Here is a 23,607-nt window from a genome sequence, read left to right on the forward strand (position 1 = left end):
CTTGAGATCTCGCCAGACGCGACATATCGTGTCTATAGGAGACGTGTCGCCAAGAAGGGCAGGGATCATGCAACAGTGGGCGATCGAGGCACCCGAGCAGCTCACGTTCGACCAGGTGGAGACGCTGGACGTACGCATCGTGGCCGGCCGGCTGGCCGTGCTCGCCAGCGAGGGCCCACCCACGCTGGAGGTGGCCGAGGTCGACTCGGCGGCGCCGCTCATCGTGACCTACGACGAGCACACCCGGTCGCTCACCGTCGCCTACAAGGACCTGACGTGGGACGGCATGCTCGGCTGGCTGCGCCGCGACCGCCGCAGGACGGTGTTGTCGATCACCGTGCCGAAGACGTGCAGGGTCAACGCCGGCGTGGTCACCGCACCGGCCGTGGTGGCCGGGTTCGAGACGAGGACCCACGTCAAGAGCGTGTCGGGCGAGATCGTGCTCGACGCCGTGAGCGGCGACGTGCTGGCCAACACCGTGTCGGGCCCTGTCGAGAGCCGTGCGATGTCCGGCGACCTGGCGTTCAAGAGCGTCTCCGGCGACCTGACGGTGGCCGACGGCTCTCCGCGCAGGCTGAAGGCCACCACGATCTCCGGCCGGTTCACGGCCGACCTGGCGCTGCGTCCCACGGGTCACGTGACGCTCAACAGCGTCTCCGGTGACATCCTGGTCAGGCTGCCGGAGAACGTCGAGGCGGACGTCAGCCTCAGATCCACCTCGGGCAGGCTCGTCAGCACGTTCGATGAACTGTCCAACACGGGAGGCCCCGGCTCCAAGGCGCTGTCGGGGCGGCTGGGGGGCGGCATGGCCTCGCTTTCGGCGATCACGGTCTCCGGTGAGGTCACGCTGCTCAAGGGGGAGAAGGAATGAGCCCTGTCTTCGGTCACGGCCGGCTCCGGCTGTACCTGCTCAAGCTGCTGGACGAGAGCCCACGCCACGGCTACGAGGTCATCAGGCTGCTCCAGGACCGTTTCCTCGGCGTCTACTCGCCCTCGCCCGGAACGATCTACCCCCGCCTGGCCCGCCTGGAGGAGGAGGGCCTGGTGACCCACGAGGTGGTCGAGGGCAAGAAGGTCTTCTCGATCACCGACCGGGGTCGTGAGGAGCTGAACGACCGGCTCGACGAGCTCGACGACCTGGAGGAGGAGATCTCCGCTTCCGTGCGCGACATCGCCCGCGAGGTCAAGGAGGACGTCCGCGACACCGTCAAGTCGCTGCGCGACGAGCTGACCCGGATGGCCAAGGACGTGCGGACCAGCGGCCACGACGACGCCAGAGACCTGCTCGACAAGCAGAGGGAGGGCCTCAGGCGGCTCAAGGAGCAGCAGAAACGCCAGTGGATGGAGCACGCCGACCACTGGCAGGGCGAAGGCGAGCGGCTCAGCAAGGAATGGCGCAGGATCTGGTCGGAGGTCTGGGCCACGCTCGGGGGCGCGCCGCCCAACCGGGCCGACCTCGACGCCGAGCTGGGCGAGCTGCTGGCCGACTTCGTCGCCCGGACGCGCGAGGAGGCGTCGGGCACGCGCCTGACGCCGGAGAAGGTGGCGGCACTGCGCGTGACGCTCGACGACGCCGCCCGCAACGTCCGCGACATCCTCGAACGCTGACACGTCCCGCGCCGGACGGGCTCGCGGGCGTCAGGCCGGGCGCAGGAGACGCTCGACACGACGTGCCCTCCGTGCGGCGCGGCGGGCACGGTAGGCGATGGGCATGTAGCGCAGGCGTTCGGGCAGGCGCGGCGTGAGCGTCGCCACCGCGTGCCCGACCTGCCGCAGCCGCCGCTCGTCCCGGGCCGCCCATCGCAGCCCCAGCTTCCCGCGTACGGACGGCGGCAGCGTGCCGACGGTCACGAAGTGGTTGAACTCCCCCGACCCCACCCCGACCGGCGCCCACAGCCCGCGCAGCGGCCGGGGCAGAGCGGGCGGCGCCGGGGTGTCGCGCATGACGGCCAGCACCTCCAGCGCGGTCGGATGCGGCTCGAGCCGGTCGGCCACCATGTCGTCGAAGTACCGCCGGTACGCCGCCAGATCGCCCGGCATCTCCCGCTCGGGCACCCGCAGGATCGCGCCGAGCTGCCGTGACTCGGCGTAGAACCGCTCCTCCTGCTCGTGGGTGAACGGGGTGCCGAACCACCGGTTGAGCGCGATGAAGCGTTCGAACAGGGAGAGGTGCACCCAGGCCCACGCCTCGCCGTTCAGCGCGTGGTAGTGCCTGCCGTGCTCGTCCACGCCGCTGATGTCCCGGTGCAGCCTCCTGAGCCGCTCGCCCTCCGCCGGGCCGCCGGGGCCGCCGTACACCCAGGTCTGGACGGAAGTGAGCGTGCGGGTGAGCCGCCCCCACGGGTCGGACTTGTACGTGGAGTGCTCGGCGACGGCCGCGCCCACGGCCGGGTGCATGGTCTGGAGGACCAGCGCGCTGCCGGCCACGAGCAGGTTGCGATATTCGCCGGCCGTGTCCCAGTGCAGCGAACCTGGGCCGAAGGGTTCGACGTCCATGCTGACGGCCTCCCGGGTGATACGGCTCTCTCTGCTTGTATCACCCAGGAGCACCAGAAGTAACCATTTACTTATTCATCCGGAAAAGACGATCTTCCCGAAGATCTCTCCCGCCGCCATGGCCGCGAACCCGTCCCGCGCCTCGGCCAGCGGCACCGTACGGTCGACGACCGGGCGCACGCCGGTCTGCTCCAGGAACACCGCCAGCCGCTGCAGCTGGTCGCGCGTCCCCATCGTCGAGCCGACCACGGACAGCTGCAGGAAGAACACCCGGTTGAGATCGGCGGGCGGGACCGCGCCGCTGGTGGCTCCGGACACGACGATGCGGCCGCCGGGCTTGAGCGACTTGAGCGAGTGGTCCCAGGTCGCCTGCCCGACGGTCTCCATGACGGCGTCGACCCGCTCGGGCAGCCGCGCTCCCGTCTCGAAGACCTGGTCGGCGCCGAGCTCGCGGGCACGCTCGCGCTTGGCCTCCGTGCGGCTGGTCGCCCAGACGCGGTAGCCGCCCGCCCGGCCGAGCGCGATCAGCGCGGTGGCGACGCCGCCGCCCGCGCCCTGCACCAGCACGGTGGCCCCGGGCTGGAGCCCGGCCTTGTCGAACAACATGCGGTACGCGGTCAGCCAGGCCGTCGGCAGGCAGGCGGCGTGCTCGAAGCTGAGCGCGGCCGGCTTGGGCACGAGGTTGCGGCGCGGCACGGCGACCCGCTCGGCGAACGTGCCGTCGTACGTCTCCGACAGCAGGCTGCGCCTGGGGTCCAGCGTCTCGTCGGGGCCCGAGCCGATCACCGCGTGCACGATGACCTCGTTGCCGTCCTCGTCCACGCCGGCGGCGTCGCAGCCCAGCACGATCGGCAACCGGTCCTGCCGGATGCCGACGCCCTTGAGCGTCCACAGGTCGTGGTGGTTGAGCGCGGCGGCGCGCACGGAGACGGTCGTCCAGCCGTCCGGCGTCTTGGGCTCGGGGTGCTCTCCGAGCGTCAGCCCGGCGAGCGGATTGTCGGGATCGGTCTGTGTGGCGGTTACGGCGAACATGGCCGCACCCTACTAACAAGATTTCGCTCGACGGCCCGCCACCCTGCCGCCGCGCGTCGCACGTCCTACTCGAACGCGATCCGGATGCCCTTGATGGCCTGGTCGCGAAACGTGGAAGGGCCGGTGACGGTGACCTGCACCCCGCCGCGGCACGCCGAGTCGACGGGCCGCCCGCGCCCGTCGATGACGTCGGGGATCGCGGTGGTGCTCCTGCAGCCGGGCGCCGGCGCCAGCACCACCATCGTCCCCGCCCCGCCGCCGAACCACAGTTGCGGCCCCACCGGCTCTCCCCGCACGGTGTCTCCCGGTTCGGCGAGCCGCACGCCGTCTGCCGAGCGGGCGGCCGACAACACCAGGTAGCCGCCCTTCGTCACCTTGCCGCGGAGTCCTTCGGCGAGCGCCGTGCGCTGCTCGAACGACAGCCCCCTCCCCCGGTCGTACATCGCCAGCCGCCACGGCCCGAACGCGAACATCAGCACCTGCCCGTAGCCGCCGCTGCCCGCCTGGCGCGGCCAGAGCGTGACGTTGGGGGCGTAGTTCCTGATCGGCTCGCCGCCCTGGGTGATCTGCGTCTCGCCGCCGTACGGGGCGACGAACTGGCGGTAGTTTCCCTCCACCCAGGCGCCCTGGAACGGTCGCACGCCCATCTCGGCGAGGCCGAGGTCGGCCGGATAGCGCACCTCGGCGCGCGCCCCGTGCGGGAACACCACGTCGATGACCTCGTCGCCGCCCTTCTCCGTCGCCTGGGCGTGCAGGACGTTGGGCGGGTTGTCGATCGTCCGTAAGGACCTGATGGGCTCGGGGACCGGCTGCGGCAGCACGGCCTCACCTTCGGGACCGCGCTCGGGCTCCCGGCTGACGAGCAGGCTGACAGCAGGGACCAGCAGGAGCGCCAGCACCACCGCCAGCCCGATCCAGCGGCGGCGTCCGCGCTCGCCGCCTGACTCGATGACGTCGAACCGGTCAGCCACGACGTTCCTCGCCGAGTAGCCTGGCTTACGCCCTTTCCTCCAGTTCAGTTGAGGGGGGACCGCCAGCGCAAGCCCTCGAACCTGGCGAAATCCTTGTCGCAGGTCACGAATTCACAACCGTGCTCGATGGCGAGCGCCGCGAGGTAGGCGTCGGGGATCAAGTTGCCCGACGCCCCCGCCTCCCGGCACAGCCTGACGAAGATCTCCCAGTGCCTGTCCGCGCCGCTGACCACCAGGGCATGCGGCTGGTTGCGGTAGGACGAGGCGAAGGTCAGGGCACGATCGAGGTCGTCGGGGTTTTTGAAGATGCGCCGGTTGGTGACCGTGCGGACGAAGCCGTTGACGACAAAATCGCTCACGGCGTAGCTGGAGTCGCCGTTCACCATCTGTTCCACGATCACATGGCATCGATCGTGATCGGGAGACTCGTGGCGGAAGGCGTTGACCAGGATGTTGATGTCAGCGAGGAGCATGGAACAGCTCCGGGTAGCGCTCCTCGTCATCGAGGTCGTAGACGATGTGTTCCAACTTCTCGCCGGCGTCCAGCCGCCTCTGGACCCATGTCTGGTAGCCGGGCTCGGCGGTTGATGTGATCAGCTCCACGCGGGGGCGTTCCGCCACTTCCGTGGAGCGGTTGATGAGTTGCCGCAAGGCGTCCTCCATCACTGAGTTGAGGCTGCGTCCGTTTCTCGCCGCGTATGCCTTCGCCTCGTTGAGGAGCGTCTCGTCGATGCGCACCGTGGTCCTCCGCATGACTCCAGCGTGGGCGAGTGACATAAAAATGTCAACACCGGATAGTAGTCGAGCGGTCACAGATTTTGCATCCACTTCAGAGGATCACCAGGTCGCCACGTTCACCTCGCCGTCGTGCGCGACCCGCACCACCTGCCCGACCAGCTCGCGCGACTCGGCGTCGGCCAGCAGCTCGTCCCGCGTCACGACCGCGTACGCCCGCCCGCCGGAGGGCACGTCCACCACGAGCACCCCCCGTTCGGGCGCGCCGTCCCGCCCGTGCGCCACCGTGTACCCGGCGACGACCGCCTCCCCCGAGAAGGCCGGCACGATCGGCGCCTCCTCGGCCACGAACACGGGCGCGGCCGCATCGAGCAGCCCGCCCCGCAGCCCGCCGGGCTCGGTGGACCAGACGGCGTAGGCGTGCTTGGTCAGGTGCATCCCCACCCCGGTCACCAGCCCGTGCCCGGGCTGCGCGCGCAGCAGCCCCGCCATCGTGGCCGTCGAGTGCAGCACGTAGCCGCTGGCCGGCCCGCCCGCGTACGGCAGCCCGCCGGTCACCGTGAGCCCGCGCCGGTCCAGCGGGTCGAGCCCGACGGCGTCACACGCCTGCCGCAGCGCGATCGCGAAGCAGCTGTAGAGGTCGAGGGCGTGCACGTCGTCCGGCCCGAGCCCCGCCCGCTTGAAGGCGGCCTCCGCGGCCCTGCCGATGGCCTCCGAGCGGCCGAGCGCGGGCCGCGCCGCCACCTCCCAGGTGTCCTCCGCGTACGCCCACCCGCGCAGGTACACGCGCCGGCCGGCGGGCACCCCGAGCCGGTCGGCCAGCCGCGAGCTGGCCAGGACGACGGCGGCCGCCTGGTCCACCTCCATGACGGCGACCGTGTTCCTGGTGTAGGGCCAGCCGACGAAGCGGTTGCCGTGCACCAGCTCGCCTGGGGTGCGCGCGGTCCTGCGCCAGGCGTACGGGTTGGCGGCGGCCACCTCGGTCATCGGCGCCATCATGCGCCCTCGCTCGCGCATCTCCTCCTCGATCGTGAGGCCGAGCGCCGCCCGCCGCGCCGTCTCCATGATCGCGTACGTGTGCACCGGCATGAACAGCCCGTGGGCCAGCGCCGCCGGATGCGGCGGCCGCTCCCATCCGTACGGGGGTTTGGGCACGGCCGGATGGCTCCAGGGCACGCTCTCGCCCGCCTGCCGGTACGCCCGGCGCGTCGCCAGCGCCTCAGCCCCGGCGACCAGCGCCGAGTCGATCTCCCCTGCCGCGATCCTCGCGGCGGCCTCGCCGATGAGCAGGTGCGGAGCCGTACCGCTGACCTTGGAGTAGGCACGGTGGCGCGGCACGGCGCCGAGGCGCTCGGCGAGGCGGCCCACCGGGGAGTCGTACTGCCAGGAGTCGGTGTGGACGAGCTGGATCGAGTCGAGCCGCCCGGCGGGGAGGCGGGCGTCGGCGGTGGCCGCGCGCGCCACCTCCTCCCACAGGTCGAGCGGCTCCGGGCCGGGCTGCTCGCGAACGGTGCGTTGTGCGATGCCAATGAGGCAGGGCGTGCGAGGATCCATGAAACCATCTAACCAGAATAATATTCGGTTGATAAGCAGTGGTGTCTGATAGAGCGAGTTACCACTGTTGCCGGAGAAGAAATACCAGCACCCTCCACCTGCGGAAATGCCGATCAGGAATACATGCGATCTCGCTATTTCTATAACGGAACGGAACCGGGCCATGCTTTTTCCCGTCGTTTCCTGGCCGCCGGTCCGGCCATTCATTAACGTTCCGAACGTTTTCCTGGCCCACCCGGGGCGCAGCACCCCGCTCTGGGCCGCCGAAAGCCGAAAGGAGCTCCATGAATTCCCGAGCAAGGCGCGTCGCGATCCCGCTGGCCGGCCTGGTGGCCGTCGGACTGGCCGCGGGAACGGTCAGCGGCGCCGCGGCCGGCGCGACGGCACCCTCAGACGTCGTGTCCAAGAACGCGGCCACCCCCGCCGAGCAGGCGATCCAGTTCTGGACGCCGGACCGCGTGAAGCGGGCGACCGACCACGACGACACCATCGACCTGACCACCAAGGGCATCAGGGGCGGCAACAGCACCCCCGACGGCCCCGCCGGATCCGTTCCGCCGATCGGCGGGGAGAAGAAGACGAAGACCAAGAAGAGCAAGCAGGTCAACCTGCCGAACACCGTCGGACGCGTGTTCTTCACGCTGCCCAAGGCCGACCCGCGCAACCCGAAGAACTGGCGTTACTGCTCGGCCAGTTCGGTGCAGGGCAAGTACCGCAACCTCGTGGCGACCTCCGCCCACTGCGTGTACGACACGAAGAAGAACACCTTCTACGACAACTGGGTCTTCATTCCGTCGTACTGGGACGGCAAGAGCGTCTGGGACGGCAAAGCGCCCTACGGCATCTACGCCGCCAAGACGTTCAACGCGCACGACGATTTCCTGGTGAAGGAGGACTTCGACTACGACTACGCGTTCGTCAACGTCTACAACGGCATCAAGGTCGACTGGGCGAAGGACAGGGGCCGCTGGAGGTGGACGGTCAAGAACGTCGGCCGCCTCGGCGACAACGTCGGCGGTCAGGGCTTCACCTGGAACCGGAGCACGAAGGCGACCGTGTTCTCCTTCGGCTACCCGGCCGGCGAGCACCCTGACGGCGACAAGCCGTTCAGCGGGCGCACGATGAAGTGGTGCTACGGCAAGACCAAGCCGATGCCCGAGGCCAAGAAGTACAACCTGCAGGAGCACGTCGGCCTCAAGTGCTCCTTCACCGCCGGAGCGAGCGGCGGGCCGCTCCTCTACTCCTACAAGAGCGCGTCGCGCACCGGCTACCTGATCGGCGTCAACAGCGTCGCGTGGGACACCGACGGCAACGACCGCTACGACCACATCTCGTCGCCGTACTTCAACACCGACACCTACAAGGTCTACAAGGCCGCCGCCAACCGCTGGACCGGCAACATGCCGTGATCGAGCCCGCACCTCAGGCCCCGGTTCCCGGGTGGGATCCGGGGCCTTCCCCTGGCGGCGGAATGGGGCGGGCGGCGACGTGGCGTGCGCCACTCGATCGACCCCGAAAGCCACCTGAATGACGACATTTCCCGACACATCATCAAGTCCGCACACCCATGCTGACCTGGGGAAACGCTGCGACTAATGATCATTTAGAGGTATCCAGAGTGGATGCCTGACACGTTCCTTATAGTGCGAAGTGCACCCTTGATCAGGTAACGAATCTCTATCCTCGCTGCAATACCGTCTGTACATCTGGAAAAATCCCACCTTACGACCCTAAGAAAGGCAAAAGATGATCCCCCGGGCCAGGCACGTCGCGCTCGCTGCACTGAGCAGCGCGCTGCTCGTGCTGTCCGCCCTCACGGGGATCGCCGACGCCGCGGCCAACAGCGCCGCCAACAGCAAGGTGTACGCCGTCCCCCTGGCCACGACCCAGGCGGACGTGAAGAGGGTCGCCGAGCACTGGAAGCCCGACCGGCTCAAGGTGGCCGACAACTACAGCCCGGCCACGCCCGGCGCCAAGGCCGCCCCGACCTCCGAGCCCCAGACCGCCACGGATCAGAGCAACCCCGTCGCCGCCATCAGGCGCACCCTCGCCGCGCAGAGCGTGGCGTCCGCGATGCCGCGCAAGGGCAAGACGGCCACCACCATGGGCAAGGTCTATTTCCGCTTCGGCGACAAGGAGTACTGGTGCTCGGCCAGCGCCGTCGCCGCCCGCAACCGCAGCGTCGTCGCCACGGCCGCCCACTGCGCGTACGACTCGCGCCAGGCCAGGGCCGCCGACTCCTGGATCTTCGTCCCCAACCCCGGCCCCAACGGCGAGGCATCCCAGGGCATCTACGTCGGCGCCGCCATCAGCATGCACGAAGACTGGTCGGGCAAGGGCGACTACGACTACGACTACGCCTTCGTGACCGTGCACCGCGGCTTCACCTGGACGAAGAAGAACAACTCCTACGCCATGAAGGACATCGGCCGGCTCCAGGACAACGTCGGCGGACAGGGACTCGACCTCAACAAGAAGCCGTCCACCTACTCGGCGTTCTCGTTCGGCTACCCGGCGGGCCCCCAACCCGACAGGAGCAACCCGTTCAACGGCAAGAAGCTGCGTAGCTGCGAGAGAGGCACCACCCTGTGGGCAGCCGTGGCCCCCGCCTTCGACCTGCAGAAGGGCGTACAGCTCCAGCCGTGCGACTTCAGCCACGGCGCGAGCGGCGGACCCTGGCTGATCGGCTGGAACGAGAACCGCGGGCTCGGCACCCTGGTCGGGGTCAACAGCCTCACCTGGAACCGGGACGCCCAGGGCTGGTACGACGCCGTGTCGTCACCGTACTTCGACACCACCACGGGCGAGGTCTACCGGCACGCCGCCTCCGTACGCACGATCTCCAAAGTCGCCTGATCCCAGGCACCCGCTCCATCCACCCCTTGCCCGCCTACCGGCGGATGCGCTCTGCGACTTGCGCTCACCCTCGCGGATGGCGCTAGATGTTCGTTTCGTTCGTTTCTTGGTAGGGTGGAGATGAGTGTGAGGAGGCCCCATGACGACTGAGCTTGCCGAGCGGACGGTCCTACCGCCGGGAGTCCCTCTCGATCAATTGGCCGACGCGATCAGGCATTCGTCCAGCGGCCATGCGGAGTTGGTAGGAGCGGGGGGAGAGCGAATCGTCCTACCTGACGAGGTGCTCGAGGTGCTCCAGTTGGTGGTGCTGGCGATGGCCGCTGGGCAGGCGGTGACGATCGCCCCTCACCACCAGACGATGACCACCCAGGAAGCAGCTGACCTGCTAGGCGTGAGCCGCCCTACGGTGGTCCGGCTACTGGAACGCGGTGAGATTCCCTTCGAGCAGCCCGGGCGTCATCGTAGGCTTCTGCTCCGCGATGTGCTGGCCTACCAGGAGCGCCGCCGTCATCAACGCCAGGCATCCCTGGACCGGATGGTAGAGATCTCCGAAGAAGCCGATCTGTACGAGGTTACGGCCGATCCACGTAAGACCAGATGACCGGAGGGCAGGATGACCTTCAGTGTCATACTCGACACGTGCGTTTTGTATCCGGCCTATCTGCGAGACACGCTGCTCCGCCTGGCAGAGACAGGTCTGTTCCGACCTCTGTGGTCAAGCGGCATTCTTGACGAACTAGACCTTCAACCTCATCGAGGCCGGCATACCAGCCCAGACCGTCAGTCGACTCGTGGCCGAGATGAGGTTCGCATTCGACGACGCCGAAGTAATCGGCTACAAGCCACTTATCGCCACGATGACCTGTGACGACAAGGACCGCCACGTGCTGGCCGCCGCAGTCTCCGCGCAGGCGAACGCTGTGGTGACTTTCAATGTCAAGGATTTCCCTGCACACGCCCGCGAGCCATACGACATCGAACTACTCACTCCCGACACTTTCCTGCTCGGCCTGTTGGACGCGATGCCTCGGATCGTCCTGCGAACGCTGCGCGAGCAGGCCGATAGTTACAAGCGCGACCCCAGGACCGTACTTGGCCTCATGACCGCGCTGGAGCGGACAGGCCTGTCGGGGTTCGCTGGTGAAGTGAGAAGACAAGTCGGGTGACTGTCCCGCCGCCTCCCTGACACCGCCCCGAGCGGTTCCGCTTCGCATATGGGCACGCGAAACGGGCTCAGCCCTTCCCTCCCCCCGTCACCGCGGAGCCCCAGGCTTTCATCATCTTCCCGAATTCCTTGCGGAAATGCTCCCGGTCGATCGTCTCATTGGCGTGCTGGAAATACCAGTTGTCCAGCCTCCCTCGTAGCTGGTTGAACTGCGGGGAAGCTGCCTCATAGCCGAAGTATTCCTTGTAGTACCCGAAGTGGCTCCACATCCCCGGAGTGACCGCCCTTTTGCCGGTCGTCCACGTGTGGTTGACCTCCGGACTCAGATCGCGCGCCATTTCTCGATGTGTCGCGTCCACCAGGCCGCGGGGGTCGATGAACGACATCCTCCCCATGGCGACCTGCGGCAACTGCAGGAGTTCGTCCCAACCGGCCTCTCGCATGGTTTTGCCGAAGTCTGTGATCCGGGTATCTGCGGATCCCAGGCTGGAATCCATGCCATCGGCGCTCTTCATCGAGCGGAATTTCCACATGTTGAAAAGTTCGCCATTTTTGCCGAGCCGTTGCTGCGTCATGAAGGGACTCTTGCCATCCTCGAGGAATTTCACCAACGCCGTGAAGCCGGCCACGGGCGCGGCGAGCGGCATGAACGCCATGGACCATTTGAACTCCATCCACCTCTTCTCGGGGCTGCGCAGCCACGGAATCCCCTTCTTGGGGAAGGGCTCCCGTGGCAGGCGCAGCGCCAGCTCGGGAGACACACGCTGCCGGCCGGCCATGAATGTCTTGCCGGCCAGTTCCGCGCCGGTGCCGAGGAGGGCCATGCCGAAGCCGGCCTGTGCGGCGTGCTTCCAGTCCCAGCCGTACCCGCTCGCCCATCCGGCCGTCGCCAGGGCGCCGGTGCTCACCGTTCCCCCGACGAGGAGGCGGGAGAGGACCCGTTCCCAACCCGGCTTCTCCATCGCCGCGGCCAGGCCGGTCAGCAGCGGACCGCCCCTGCGCAGAAGCGAGGGCAGGGCGCCGTGCGCGCCGCCCATGAGGCCGCCGGCGACCGCCCCGTGCCATGTCGTCTGGAGCAGCTGCTTCAGGTCGACGTCACCGGTGGTGAACAGCTGGTCGATCACGTTCAGCCCGCCGGCGAAGGCCATGCCCAGCACCGCCTCGCGAATGATCCGCAAGGTGATCTGCAGGGCCATCCCCTCCAGCCGGATGGCCCTCGCCGCCGCGGCGTTGAGGTAGGGGTTGATGACGATCGCCACGTACACCAAGGTCACCACGTAGGCGGCGGCCACCCAGTAGTGCCACTGCGCCTTGGAGATCGCGTCCATCCCCATCCGGCAGTACTCGGCGAGCTCATCCGACTGCCGTTTCAGCTCCTCCAGCAGCCCCTTCTCGCCGGTGAGCATCTTCACGGCCTTCTTGAACTCGTCCGTGTTCGGCCCGTCCCCGGACGTGATCACCCGCCCCGCGTGCTCATCGACCTCCTCCGCCACCCGGTCGACGACGCGGCCGATCTTCAGCGCGGCCTCGCGCAGCACGTTCACCTTGCCGATGTCGCCGTCAGGGTAGGCGCACCCGAAACCCATGGCCTGCAAGAACCATGCCGCCTGCTGCACGAAACCGGGCGGCGGGACCGTCGAGGGCAGCCTGCCGCCCTCGATCGCCGGCCGGTACTCCTCGATCTCCTCCAACGCCGCGGATGGCGGGGACTGCGAGGACCTCCGTCCGGTCAGGACATCCATGGTCGCGCTGTTCGCGCTGCGGTAGACGATGCCGGCGTTGACCATTCCGGCTCCCATGCCCTGCAGCAGGTTCACCGTACCGACCAGGTTCTCCAGCAGGGCGTCGCGCAGTCCCACGAAACCCGGCGCCTTCCGCGCCCGATCGCCCTCGTACAGGGCCCGGCCCAGATCGTCACTCCCGAACGGCCGCTCACCCATCGCGTCGCAGAACTCGTCCACACCGATCCGCAGGTCGCGCACCGCGTCCTGGACGCCACCCCCCGCTCCCATCCAGAGTTTGGCGGAGAATGCGGTTTCCAGCATGATTGCGACCCCAGCGAGCGTTAACGACGATCGGTTGATCTTGTCGCGAAGACTGTCAAGAGTGTACAAGGATCACCGAACGGTGCAATTCGGATACAGAACTCCTCGCATGGGGCAACGTGTCACCACGCTCGACCGCTCAGAATACGCAGCCACAGCACCTGCGCCTCGCGGACCGACGTCCAAGGACTCTCGACGATCACTGATGCGCCGTCATCTCCGGACGCTCGGCGAATGAACGACAGGCCCCCTGCCGCACACAGTTCATACGAGGGCCGCCGGCAGTTGCAGGTGTAGTGATTGACCCGGATCCGGCAACCGCGTGGATGGCCTTGTCGCCAGTCCACCCGTTCAGCTCCAGGCTGAGGAGCCGGCACGTGTACGCCATGGTAGTCGCCCCAGGCGAACGGCTCCGGGACCGTCATGGCGTCGTACGCCTGCCGGTCTGGTCGCGCAGACGCTCCACGAAAGTCGCTACGTCATCGGCGCTCACAGTCTGCTGGAGCCCTCGTTCGATTGCCGTGCTGCTGAGCCTGATGCCGCGCCGCGTCGCGTAGAAGATGCCCGCGTCGCTGCGGAAGCACGACCAGTCAGGGAACGTTTTCCGGATGAGGTCGAGCTCGTGGGGAGGTTGTGTCATGCCGACAGGGTAGGAGTGCAGTACGCGGTTGTCTATAGGGCACCATAGAGCCATCCGGAGATCGATGGAAATGCACAGGTTTCTACAGTGGCCTGGTGATGGAGTTCCGCGAAGACCAGCCCCGATGGCAGCAGGTTGCCCAGGTGATTCGCGAGCGCATCGCCGAAGGGACATACCGTCCCGGCTCCCGGGTGCCGAGCGAGAACGACCTCATGCAGGAGTTCGGCATCGCTCGCATGACGGCGCACAAGACCATGAGAGCCCTCCGCGAGGAGGGCTCCATCTACACCGTGCGAGGCATGGGCAGCTTCGCCAGCATTCCCGAGGGCACATGAGTGGCGGCCCTCTGGCCCGAGCTCGTCACGTACCGACCCGGCTGAAGGGCGGGCGGCGGGCCCAGGTGGCCCAGCGCCAGAGCCATTCGAGCGGGCCCTGACGGTAGCGGCGCAGCCACAGGGCGGACAGCAGCCACTGGGCCGCGAGGATGGCCCCCGCGGTCACGAACGCCACCTGCAAGGACTGGCCGACCGGTAGACCGAGGATGCGACTGGCCGCCAGGACGAGCAGCGTGGCGGTCAAGTAGTTGGTCAGGGCCATCCGGCCCAGCGGCGCGAAGACGACCCGCAACACCGGCCGCAGCGGCGTTCTGAGCAGGACCAGCAGGGCGCACACCACCACGCCGGCGATCAGCAGGTCGGCCAGGCTGGACGGGAACGACGGCTGCATCGGGTCCGCCCCGGTCTCCACCTGAGCGTGCACCCACAGGGCAGAGGCCGCCCCAGCCGCGAAGACCAGCCCCAGCAGGAGCGGCCCTCGGGTGGATCGCTCGATCCGCTCGATCACCCCGTACCGGACCAGTGCCGAGCCGAGGAGGAACAGCCCGGCGATCAGCAGAGGCCCTCCCCCGCCGAACAACGCCACCGGAACGAGCACGGCGGCGAGGCCGGCCACGGCCCATCGCGGCAGCCAGGACGAGGGCAGCAGCATTAGCACGCCGACCACCGCGTACTTGGTCAGGATCTCCCCGGGCCACAACACCATGTGGACGAGCCCGATCGCGAGCAGCGCCACCAGCCGTCGCAGCAGGACCAGCCACGGGCGGGAGACGCGGTCGGCGGCGGAGTCCAGCAGCAGCGTGAACCCGATGCCGAACAGCAGGGAGAAGATCGGTAACCCGAGCCACGGATCCCAGTCACCCATGGGCTGCGTCACAACGGCGGTGCCGTGATTGGCGATCAGCTGGATGTTGGCGAACAGGATCTCGCACAACGTGAACCCACGCAGTACGTCGAGCGCGATGATCCGCGGCCGGCCGGAGGAGAGCGCACCGGTCTGCGGCCGGCCGGACGCGGGCGGAGCGGTCGAGGCGGTGGCGTCGTGCGGGAGACGGTGACCGGGATGGCTGGTCGGTTCTCGGGGAAACTCTTCGCGAGGCATAGGGCCGAATCCTGCAGGGCCGCCCGCGGGGACGGTATCGGCCGAAAGCAGGGTCAGCAGCAGCCAAGATCATACTTTCGGGCAAAATTGCAGGCGGTGGCGACGTCCTATGGTCGGCCGGTTGCTGATCGTGCCCGATGCTGGATGTCATGTTCCAGATTCCGCCGCGCACGGCCACCGACGCCTACCTCTCCAGGATGGGCGGATCGATACGTCTCGACATCGTCTTCGACGTCGATCTCGGAGAGCTGGTGGAAGGCCACCACGTCGTCGCCCGCGGGCTGGAGTTGACGGACGCCGGCGGCGTGCTGCACTACGAGTTCGTGCCCGGACTGCGGCAGCAGGAGGAGGAAACCAAGGGCCCCTTCTTCTGGTACTGGATGTTGTCCACGGAGGACGACCTCGGCACCCCCTACAACGACTACAACAACGGTGCATTCGACCCTGACGGCGAGGCGGCCGCGCATGGAACTCGCCACCTGGGCGGGCCGGTGCCCAGCACAGCCTGCCTGCTGCATCTGAACTTCACGCCGGCCGAGGGATGGACACCACCCCGATCCTGGTGTCGGCAACTGGACAGTTCCTTGCCCGACGGCCACGTAACAGAGTCGCGGACTCCCCCACAGCACGACGCCGAATGAGAACGGCACAGAGCACTCGTCGACTGATCCCCAGCCAACAACACGAACCAGCGCTGTCCACCGCCCTCAAACACGGCCTGGACGTCATGACCGTCCTGCGCGACGCGCTCGTGTGCCACCTCTGGATGCCACCAGACCCGGTCACCGCCTGACACTTCGGCAGCAGTCGCACTCCTGCACGCCGCTGGGCGATCACGCAGCGCGATCACCAGAACTCGAAATGCGCACGACGTGAATGCTTACCTCCTCCACCTGGATCGCGTTGTCGTAGACAGGATCGGCCATGCATCAGATTCAAATCTGTGAATCCACGCTGAGTAACGCGACACCCGTCGATCACACAAGAGCAATCTGGGCCCGCGGTCATCAATGGCGATGATTTACCGGCGTTGGACCAACCATTATTCTGCGAGACCTCTTCTGCGGCTGTCACATCTATCATCGCTTTGCGGAGCGCCCTGCTTCTATTCAGACGCGCTCCCCGACTCCCCTTGAGTGAGGTATCGGTGGATACGTGGTAGCCGCCACCGCGCCTCCTCAGGATCGTCCCAGTAATCCCCGGTTGAATTAAACGGTTCTCGGACTTCAATGCCTCTGGCCCCTAGCGTCTCCCAAAGGGACAGCACACCTTTACCAGTCACCTGCTCATAAGGCTGGATCGCAAGTGAGCACAGTGACTCGAACTCGGGATACAGCTCTTCCGGCAATCTGCCCACCGACCGACGATATTGGACACGCTCTCGCGCCTCAGGCAGGTCGATCAGACTGTCGGGATTCGCTATGGTAGTTTCAAATGCTTCTCTTCCAAGACCGATGAGCCAGCCCACAAAATACTGGAAACCGTCGTCAGAGGAAATGCCGAAAAGATGTCCAGCCGCGCCAAATAGCTCCCAAGTCTCGGCGCGTTTCTGATTCAGAAACATCCACATATGGAAATCAGCGATTTCTTCTGGCGATCTTGCAACCAATATGTTTTTCAGCCAACGCACTCGCTCAACCTTTGTCCAACCGTCACCTTTCGACGACTCAATCAAAGCCCAGAAGTCATCTTCACTCATACCGTGGTACCGCTGCACGTTTCCTCCTAGTGTTTTGAGTCGTTGCTTCGCTGGCAGTACCGGCGACGGGATCGAGGATCTAGTCGGCGGTCTAGGTCCAGATGTAGGGCGGGTGTTGGCGTTCCATTCTCGTGTTAGGCGGTGCGGTCGCGTTCGAGCCCGCCGCTTGATCTCCGGCTTCTGGCGTGCGGAGAGGCTGTAAAGCAGGTGCACGTCCAGGTCGTCCATACGTGCCGCTTGATGCTGTTGAGAAAGCACGGAGGTCGCCGACATGATGCGGCTTAGTGATTACCTTGCCGTGGCAACAATCAGGAGGGCGAACAGATCAGTGGTGCCGACCCGGATGTAATGGTGGGTGACCAGCAGGAGCGGTGCAGGGCATCATCGGCTAGCTGCGATCCGGTCGGCGCTGGGCTTGTGGTCCCGGCCGGACCTGCCGCTGCATCCGGCCTGGATCACCACGCTTCCCGCAGGCATGCGGAGACCGGTCTCAAGCACTCAGGAACGATCTTTGCACACTGAAGTGACAACCTCCCTGAGGCTGGTTGCAAAGGGCTGAATGAGGTCGAAGAGCGGATTGAGGTCGGGAATCGCGGTACCTGGTGGGACGGTCCAGCCCCACTCCCTGTTGTCGCTGTCCCACGACTCTTCCAGTTGCGGAAACGGGCTGGTGAGACCGATTTCGCTCGGCACACCTGGGACCTTGGCCGCGAGGCGAGGCACCCGCTTGTTCCAGAGGTCGATGACCAGAACGTTGTAGCTACCGGCGCGTTGGAACGCGATGTAACCCTTTTCATCACCTTTTGCCAGGCGAGTCCGCGCTCTTCGACCGCTTCCGCTATGGACTCGGCGAGGAGTCGGCCGACCTCAATCATCTCCGGAGGAATGCGCAGACCACATAACCCAATATTCGAGCGGCATACGCCCTACGCGAGCACGAACACATCTACAAGCAGCACCAAGCCCATTGAGCCCTGGACCAAGCAGCGCCGCTGCGTACCGTCCCCAATTCGATCACGGATCCAGAGCGAATCACCGACCTGAATGTACGCCGGCGAGACCAGCTCGGCGACGTTCTCCACGAGTACTCACATGCGGCTTGAACTCCATGGATGGAATTTTCAGCAAGCGCACTGTCGACGTGCAGACACCCTCACCAACCTACGTACGCGTAAACGCTCACGAGCGCCGTGGGCTTGATGCCCCGACTTTCGATGGCCTTCATCGCTTCGGGTCGATCGTGCTCCTCGGAAACGCTCCACGCATAAGCAGCAACGGTGGCACCTTTCCACCGGGATGATTTCAGCCACACATTTAGCGGCCGGCTGTCCACCTTGGTGGTCCAGTTTCGGCTGTGGAGATAGGCTACCGCCTTCCCGAGCGATTCCTCCTCAGTATCGCCACCGACATCGACCAAGAAAGCATGGGTTACTAGGATTTCTGACCCCGTTGAGACTTCTTGGCGTTCTTTCCAGATAACTGTGCCAATCTTGTTAACTTCTTCCAGTACGCCAGGGTCGACCTCTTCGGGCTGCTGCGCACATCCTCCAACAAGAAGAGAAATCGCAAGAGCAATTGCAGTCAACTTTCGTCCCCGCGTAACCCTCATCCTTTTATCTCTTCTCGCTCGCGGTATCGATTGAGGACGAAATCGTATCTTACATGTAGGTCCAGCATGCAGCTCTTCCGCATGCGAAGAGCTCAGGGGCGGCCTTCACGTATCCTAGTAGAGCGTTACGGCGCTCCTCTGCGATTCGCCCGTTCTCTGGATTCTGCTTGGTGGCCTCGGGCCTGCCGATGTAGCCACTATTTGCCCAAGCCACGTATCGCTTGGCGCTGACCACTCCGGTTTTCGGGTCCACGACCGCTCCGGAGCAGGTGCAGTAAGCGATGGCCGCGTCCATGTCGGTCATAGGACGATTAAGACCTGTTATGCGCTCTTTCAGATAGCGCATATAAGCCGCTGCCGCATGTATTGCAACGGAGGGATTTTTCATCATATCCGCGATCTCACCGTTGCTATAATTTCTAGCCGCAAATCCCTTCACGTATGCGTTAAGTGCATGCCTTATTTTATAGATTTCCAATTGGCCAATGCCAATCGATGCCCCTTCTCCTTGCGTCAAAAAGCTAAGGTTATCGCCACCCTTGGCCCCAAGTGTCTGATTGGCCTGCCAGTGGCTTTCATACATGAGACCTGCAGCCAGGGCATTTACGTCTTTGATTCCGTGATTCGCGGCCGCCTTCTCGATATCCCTCCAGTATCTAACGATGTACTTATAGCTTTCATAAGAAGCATATCTAGAGGCGCTGGTTCCGTCCTTTGGCTTTGTAGCATACATGCCCGTGCCACCTACTTGCTGCATCTTTCGCCACTCGCCGAGTCTTACATCGTTGGCGTTCTTCTTCGCCGCCTTCTCCATGGTGGCGAAGCTTTCCAGCCCGCCGGCCGCCACCCAGCTGAAGGCAAGCTGCTTGTCGGTCATAGTAGGCGACCAGTTAGACATGTATTTGTTTTGCACTTTTTCGCTAGCGAACCAGAAGTTGGGCTGGTCGACGGGCCGCCCGTTGGGCATAACCTTCATGCCCAACCTCTCGACCTCGTCTTGGCCGAGCCAGAATTTCTTTTCCTTCTCCAGTTCGATCATCCGGAGCCAGGTCGGGTCGACAACGACGGCGCCACAATTGGGGACGAATCCAGGCGCGCCGCCGACTGCGAGACATCCGATGGCTCCGCCTCCTCCAGTGTCGTCGATGGACTGACAGCTCCCGATATACAGTCCGGTCCCGCCACATCCTCCAGTCACGATGCCGTGCTGGGCGTAGATGCTGCTGGCTTCCTGGGCGCTGATGCTGGGGGTGTAAGCCGCGCTCCCGATGCTGGCGGTGGCGTGGCCGGTGGGGTCGGTGCCGGTGAGGGGGGAGGCGTTGGCGTAGGTGTAGCGGTTGGCCTGGACCGAGGGGTTCGGGTTGAGGGTCATGGTGTCGCGGCTGGTGAAGGTGCCGGTTCCGGGTTGGTACCAGCGGGCGTGCATGTTGACCTTGCCGGTGTCGGGGTCGGTGTATTCGCCCTGGTAGCCGAGGTTGGTTGTGGTTCCGGTCTGGGCGGTGACGGCGCCGAAGGGGTCGTAGGCGGTGGAGGTCTGCAGGGTGGTGGTGTAGGTGGCCACGAGGTCGCCGTGCAGGTCGGTGAACGCCGCGGCCGCCGCGCCGGTGCCTTCCTTGAGTCCGAGCAGGCCGCCGCCAGCGTCGCGGGCGTAGCGTGCCTGGACGGCGCCGCCGCTGTCGGTGATGGCGGCCAGGTCGTTGCCGAGCCCGGTGTAGGCGAAGGTCTGCTTGGTGGTGCCGCGGATCCGGCTGGTGAGGCGGTCGAGGGCGTCGTAGGCGTAGACGCTGTCGCCGTCGGCGATGAGCCGGTCGAAGGCGTCGAAGGTGTAGTCGGTGGTGGTGCCGGCTTTGGTCTCGGTGGCCAGGGTGCCGCGCGGGGTGTAGGTGTAGGTGCTGCCGTCGCCGGTCAGCAGCCGGTTGCGTTCGTCGTAGGTGAAGGTCTTGTCGCCGGCCTTGGTGCGGTTGCCGGCGGCGTCCCACTCATAAGCGGTGGTGGCGCCGTCGGGGGCGGTCCAGGAGGTGAGGCGTCCGGCGTGGTCGTAGGCGTAGGTGTTGGTGCCTGCCCCTGCCGTGCCCGCGGTGGTCTTGGTGGTGAGGTTGTCGTCGGCGTCCCACCCGTAGGTGATCTTCACGAGCTGGGTGCCGGAGCCGCTCTGCAGCGTCTGACCGGTGAGGCGGTCCATGGCGTCGTAGTCGAAACTCTGGGTGCTCGCCTGGCCGCTGGTGGCGGTGACGGTCTTCAGCCGGCTGGCCTGGTCGTAGCCGTAGGTGAGGGTGCGGCCGGTCACCGGGTCGGTGGCGGTCTTCAGGCGGCTGGCGTTGTCCCAGGTGAAGGTGGCGGTGCCGGCGGCGTCGATGCGCTGGGTGGGGTTGCCCAGCGCGTCGTAGGCGTAGGCGGTTTCCTGGGTGCTGCCGCGCGTCACCGTCAACGGCAGGTCGCGGTCGTTGTAGTCGACGGTCACATTGCCGGCGGTGGTCATGCGGTTGGCCAGGTCGTAGCCGAAGCTGCGCTCAGCGGTGGCCGCGCCGCCGCCCGCGCCGTTCTCGCTGGTGAGGCGGCCGAGGTGGTCGAAGGTGCGGTCGATGCGGACGCCGCCGGGCTGGAGGGTGGCGACCGGGTTGCCGGCCGCGTCGTAGAGGTGGGTCCAGGTGCGCTCGGCCGCGTCCGGATGCGCGGCGGTGGCCGGTTCGGTCACCGATTCGGCCAAACCGAGGCTGTTGTAGGTGGTCCAGGTGGCGTTGCCGCGGCCGTCGGTGAGCCGGGTGCGGGCGCCGGTCGCGTCGTAGCCGAGGCTCGTGGTGATCGACTCGCCGTCCGAGACCGGCTCGACGAGCGTAGTGGGGCGGCCCAGGGCGTCGAACCTCTGCTGGGTGAGGTGTCCCTCGGGGGAGGTGACGCTGGTCTGGTTGCCCGCGGCGTCGTAGCCGAAACGGTAGGTGCGCAGCACATCGCCGCTGCGGTCGAGGTCTTTTGCGGCGATCTGCCGGCCGGCCAGGTCATAGTCGGCGGTAGTCGCGTTGCCGTTGGGGTCGGTGGTCTTGATCAGCCGTCCGGCCAGGTCGTAGGCCATGCCGGTCGTGTTGTTGTTCGGGTCGGTCACGGAGGTGACCTCACCGGCCGCGTTCACCCCGTAAGAGGTGACCTTGCCGCCCGGGGCGCTCTGCTTGACCAGCCGGCCCGCGTCGTCGTACTCCATGGTGGTGGTGTAGGACGCCGTGGACGGCTTGCGCTCGATCTGCGTGGCGGTGATCTGCCGGCCGAGGTCATCGTAGGTCGCCCCGGTACGCGCCCCGGTCGGGTCGACCACAGCGAGCTTCTCCCCGGCCATGTCGTACTCCGTCACCCACGTCCCACCCTGCTGCCCCACAGGGGCGGGATCGGTGACACGCACCTGCCGGCCGAGCCTGTCGTACTCGAAAGTGGTGGTGTGGCCGCGCGGGTCGGTGGTGGAGGTGAGCTGGCCGGCCGCGTCGTAGTTGAGCGAGGTGGCCGGGGTGAGCGCAGTGCCGCCGGGCGGGGTGTAGCTGGGCGTCTTCTGGCTGGTCAGCCGGCCGGCCTTGTCGAAGACCGAGACCACGGTACGGCCCTCGGCGTCCGTTTCGTGCGTCTTTGCGCCGAGCGTGTCGTAGCCGAACCGCACGGTGGGGCGCGCGTCGCCGGCCGTGCCGGCTTTTTCGACCTTGACCTGGGGTCCGGTGGTTTCGGTGAGGCGGCCGAGCGCGTCGTAGCGCATCTCGGTCGTGTACGCCTGCTTGTCGGCGCCGGCCACGTTGCCGCGCGGGTCGGTCGTGGCGACGGCCAGACCGCGGTCGTCATAGTCGACGGTGGTGACGAGGTCCTCCTCGCCGTTCTCGACGGTCGTCCTGGTGGGCAGGTTCGTCGTGGTGTAGGCCTGTTCGGTGACCTCGGCGCGGTCGCTGCCGGCGCTGGTGCGGGTGGTCTTGATGATGTTGCCGTTGGCGTCGTAGGCGAACGCGGTCCTGCGGTCCAGCCTGCCCGGGTCGAACGTCTGCGAGGTCAGGAACCCGGCCGCGTCGTAGACGTTCTCGGTCGTCGCCTCCTCCTCGCCGCCGGTCACCAGCTTGATCTGGTTGCCCGCCGCATCGTAGGTGTGCTCCTCCAGTACGACGTCCCGCGCGGTGTCGGAGCCGTTCAGCTTCACGTTGTCGGCGATCTTCTTGGCGAGCAGGTTGTCGCCGAAGTACTCGAAGGAGGTCCTGCGGCCCATCGCGTCCGACTGGGCCACCAGGCGGCCGGCCGCGTCGTAGCCGAACGACGCCAGGACCTTGTCCGTGGCGGGTTGCGGGTCGACCGGGCTGCCGGTCCAGCCCTTCAACGTCTGGGTGACCAGCTCGCCGCGCTCGCTGTAGGCGTGCTCGACCACCGCGCCCCTGGCGTCCGTCACCGTGGCCAACCTGCCGATGGTGTTCCAGCTCTGGCGCACCACACCGCCCTCAGGGTCGGTGATCGTCTCGACCCTGCCGGTCGTCGTAGGTGTAGACGGTCGCGCGCTCGGCGTCGCCGCCGGTCAGGTCGCTGACGGTCTCGCGCAGCTTCGCGCCGTCCGGGTCGTAGGCGTACGTGGTGCGCTTGGTGTGCGTGACTCCGGACACCTCGTTCTTCACACCCGGCTCGGTTCGCGTCGCCACACGGCCGAGCACGTCGTAGGTCAGGACGGTCTTCACCCCGTCGGGGTGGGCTCCGGACACTTCCGAGCTCTCGCGGAGCCGGCCTAACGCGTCGTAGTCGAGTTCGACCTTCAGTCCTTCGGGGTCCCGTTGCTCGGCCAGGTCACCGGCCGCTGTATAGCGGTAGGTCCACGTGTTGCCTCTGGGGTCGGTCTGGGAGGCGACCAGACCGGCCGGGGTGGTGCCGCCGCCGACGGCTGCTTCCGTGCCGTCGGTGTAGGAGGTCGTGACGGAGCGGCCGTCGGGGAAGTCGGAGGTGGCGGGGGTGGTCTGCTTGGTCTGCTCGCCGTACTGGTTGTACTCCCACGTGGTGGCGTAGGTGTCGCTCTCGAGGTCGGACGAGCGGGCATCCCGATGGACGACCATCTTGCCGTTACGCGGGTCGAACTCGTCGTCTTCGTTGAAGTGATAGTCGGCGTAGCCGTATTGGCAACTGGAGTCCGTACGACATGACTTGCCGCGGATTGGGTTGCCGCGTTTGTCGTTCCACCAGCGGACAACGCTGCCGTTGCGGTCGATCCTCTTGGCCGGGTAACCGCCGGTGTCGTACTCGTACAGAGGCTGAAAGTCTGAGGTGTCACCTCGCGGTTGCATGCGTACGGCGGGATTCGGGAGTATGCCGGTGGGATGCGTTATCCGGATGGTGGTGGTCTGACCCCGGCGGCGCGAGCCAAGCGTGA

At 66.4% G+C, this 23,607-nt stretch carries 21 protein-coding genes; 8 read left to right on the plus strand and 13 right to left on the minus strand.

Annotated elements, in window-relative coordinates; all coding sequences use genetic code 11:
* The first annotated feature begins 67 nt into the window (after nucleotides 1–67).
* Both ABGB14_RS21165 and ABGB14_RS21170 read left to right on the plus strand, forming a co-directional pair.
* Complete coding sequence (locus ABGB14_RS21165) at nucleotides 68–871, plus strand: DUF4097 family beta strand repeat-containing protein (RefSeq protein ID WP_347645522.1); 804 nt, start codon at nucleotides 68–70, stop codon at nucleotides 869–871.
* Nucleotides 868–1,608, plus strand: a complete 741-nt coding sequence (locus ABGB14_RS21170; protein WP_347645523.1) for a PadR family transcriptional regulator — start codon at nucleotides 868–870, stop codon at nucleotides 1,606–1,608. The genes ABGB14_RS21165 and ABGB14_RS21170 overlap by 4 nt, the downstream gene beginning before the upstream one ends.
* 30 nt (nucleotides 1,609–1,638) lie before the next feature.
* Here the strand turns inward: ABGB14_RS21170 and ABGB14_RS21175 are convergent, their stop codons facing one another.
* From ABGB14_RS21175 to ABGB14_RS21200, 6 genes are all read right to left on the minus strand, one after another.
* Nucleotides 1,639–2,496, minus strand: a complete 858-nt coding sequence (locus ABGB14_RS21175) for an oxygenase MpaB family protein (protein ID WP_347645524.1) — start codon at nucleotides 2,494–2,496, stop codon at nucleotides 1,639–1,641.
* 75 nt (nucleotides 2,497–2,571) lie between these two features.
* Complete coding sequence (locus ABGB14_RS21180) at nucleotides 2,572–3,528, minus strand: zinc-binding dehydrogenase (RefSeq protein WP_347645525.1); 957 nt, start codon at nucleotides 3,526–3,528, stop codon at nucleotides 2,572–2,574.
* Nucleotides 3,529–3,593: 65 nt separating this feature from the next.
* Nucleotides 3,594–4,499, minus strand: coding sequence for a hypothetical protein (locus ABGB14_RS21185; protein WP_347645526.1), 906 nt, complete (start codon nucleotides 4,497–4,499; stop codon nucleotides 3,594–3,596).
* Between the two features lie 44 nt (nucleotides 4,500–4,543).
* The gene (locus ABGB14_RS21190) at nucleotides 4,544–4,972 is read right to left on the minus strand and encodes a type II toxin-antitoxin system VapC family toxin (RefSeq protein WP_347645527.1); all 429 of its coding nucleotides are present in this window, start codon (nucleotides 4,970–4,972) and stop codon (nucleotides 4,544–4,546) included.
* Nucleotides 4,959–5,237: a hypothetical protein gene (locus ABGB14_RS21195; protein ID WP_132513837.1), complete on the minus strand. Its 279-nt coding sequence runs from the start codon at nucleotides 5,235–5,237 to the stop codon at nucleotides 4,959–4,961. Before ABGB14_RS21195 ends, ABGB14_RS21190 begins: the two co-directional genes overlap by 14 nt.
* A 99-nt stretch (nucleotides 5,238–5,336) precedes the next feature.
* On the minus strand, nucleotides 5,337–6,788 hold the full coding sequence (locus ABGB14_RS21200) for an acetyl-CoA synthetase (protein WP_347645528.1): 1,452 nt from the start codon (nucleotides 6,786–6,788) through the stop codon (nucleotides 5,337–5,339).
* 284 nt (nucleotides 6,789–7,072) lie between these two features.
* Here ABGB14_RS21200 and ABGB14_RS21205 point away from each other — a divergent pair, with 284 nt between their 5' ends.
* The 4 genes from ABGB14_RS21205 (at nucleotide 7,073) to ABGB14_RS21220 (ending at nucleotide 10,810) form a co-directional block, all read left to right on the plus strand.
* Nucleotides 7,073–8,197, plus strand: a complete 1,125-nt coding sequence (locus ABGB14_RS21205; protein ID WP_347645529.1) for a trypsin-like peptidase domain-containing protein — start codon at nucleotides 7,073–7,075, stop codon at nucleotides 8,195–8,197.
* 337 nt (nucleotides 8,198–8,534) lie between these two features.
* The gene (locus ABGB14_RS21210) at nucleotides 8,535–9,644 is read left to right on the plus strand and encodes a trypsin-like serine protease (RefSeq protein ID WP_347645530.1); all 1,110 of its coding nucleotides are present in this window, start codon (nucleotides 8,535–8,537) and stop codon (nucleotides 9,642–9,644) included.
* Nucleotides 9,645–9,783: 139 nt separating this feature from the next.
* Nucleotides 9,784–10,245, plus strand: coding sequence for a helix-turn-helix domain-containing protein (locus tag ABGB14_RS21215; protein ID WP_347645531.1), 462 nt, complete (start codon nucleotides 9,784–9,786; stop codon nucleotides 10,243–10,245).
* A 199-nt stretch (nucleotides 10,246–10,444) separates the two neighbouring features.
* Nucleotides 10,445–10,810, plus strand: coding sequence for a hypothetical protein (locus ABGB14_RS21220; RefSeq protein WP_347645532.1), 366 nt, complete (start codon nucleotides 10,445–10,447; stop codon nucleotides 10,808–10,810).
* A 67-nt stretch (nucleotides 10,811–10,877) separates the two neighbouring features.
* On the opposite strand, the gene ABGB14_RS21225 is transcribed toward ABGB14_RS21220, so the two are convergent.
* A complete protein-coding gene (locus tag ABGB14_RS21225; RefSeq protein ID WP_347645533.1) occupies nucleotides 10,878–12,923 on the minus strand; it encodes a sugar transferase in 2,046 nt (681 codons plus the stop codon).
* A 352-nt stretch (nucleotides 12,924–13,275) separates the two neighbouring features.
* Nucleotides 13,276–13,494 carry a hypothetical protein gene (locus ABGB14_RS21230; protein ID WP_347645534.1) on the minus strand — a complete coding sequence of 73 codons (219 nt, stop codon included), beginning with the start codon at nucleotides 13,492–13,494 and terminating at the stop codon, nucleotides 13,276–13,278.
* Nucleotides 13,495–13,592: 98 nt separating this feature from the next.
* Here ABGB14_RS21230 and ABGB14_RS21235 point away from each other — a divergent pair, with 98 nt between their 5' ends.
* The gene (locus ABGB14_RS21235) at nucleotides 13,593–13,829 is read left to right on the plus strand and encodes a GntR family transcriptional regulator (RefSeq protein ID WP_347645550.1); all 237 of its coding nucleotides are present in this window, start codon (nucleotides 13,593–13,595) and stop codon (nucleotides 13,827–13,829) included.
* A 25-nt stretch (nucleotides 13,830–13,854) separates the two neighbouring features.
* Here ABGB14_RS21235 and ABGB14_RS21240 read toward each other — a convergent pair whose 3' ends face one another.
* Entirely contained in the window at nucleotides 13,855–14,931 is a 1,077-nt protein-coding gene (locus tag ABGB14_RS21240) for a DUF418 domain-containing protein (RefSeq protein WP_347645535.1), read from the minus strand.
* Between the two features lie 149 nt (nucleotides 14,932–15,080).
* Between ABGB14_RS21240 and ABGB14_RS21245 the strand changes: the two genes are divergently transcribed.
* Nucleotides 15,081–15,572, plus strand: coding sequence for a hypothetical protein (locus ABGB14_RS21245; protein ID WP_347645536.1), 492 nt, complete (start codon nucleotides 15,081–15,083; stop codon nucleotides 15,570–15,572).
* A 464-nt stretch (nucleotides 15,573–16,036) separates the two neighbouring features.
* On the opposite strand, the gene ABGB14_RS21250 is transcribed toward ABGB14_RS21245, so the two are convergent.
* The 4 genes from ABGB14_RS21250 to ABGB14_RS21265 form a co-directional block, all read right to left on the minus strand.
* The gene (locus tag ABGB14_RS21250) at nucleotides 16,037–16,648 is read right to left on the minus strand and encodes a DUF4240 domain-containing protein (protein WP_347645537.1); all 612 of its coding nucleotides are present in this window, start codon (nucleotides 16,646–16,648) and stop codon (nucleotides 16,037–16,039) included.
* A 1,135-nt stretch (nucleotides 16,649–17,783) separates the two neighbouring features.
* Nucleotides 17,784–18,215: a hypothetical protein gene (locus ABGB14_RS21255; RefSeq protein WP_347645538.1), complete on the minus strand. Its 432-nt coding sequence runs from the start codon at nucleotides 18,213–18,215 to the stop codon at nucleotides 17,784–17,786.
* 73 nt (nucleotides 18,216–18,288) lie between these two features.
* Nucleotides 18,289–22,644, minus strand: a complete 4,356-nt coding sequence (locus tag ABGB14_RS21260) for an RHS repeat-associated core domain-containing protein (RefSeq protein WP_347645551.1) — start codon at nucleotides 22,642–22,644, stop codon at nucleotides 18,289–18,291.
* A gap of 49 nt (nucleotides 22,645–22,693) precedes the next feature.
* On the minus strand, nucleotides 22,694–23,607 hold a 914-nt coding region (locus ABGB14_RS21265), incomplete at its 5' end, for an RHS repeat domain-containing protein (RefSeq protein ID WP_347645539.1).

Origin of the sequence: Nonomuraea sp. B10E15, from assembly GCF_039871615.1 — a bacterium.
Classification (GTDB): domain Bacteria; phylum Actinomycetota; class Actinomycetes; order Streptosporangiales; family Streptosporangiaceae; genus Nonomuraea.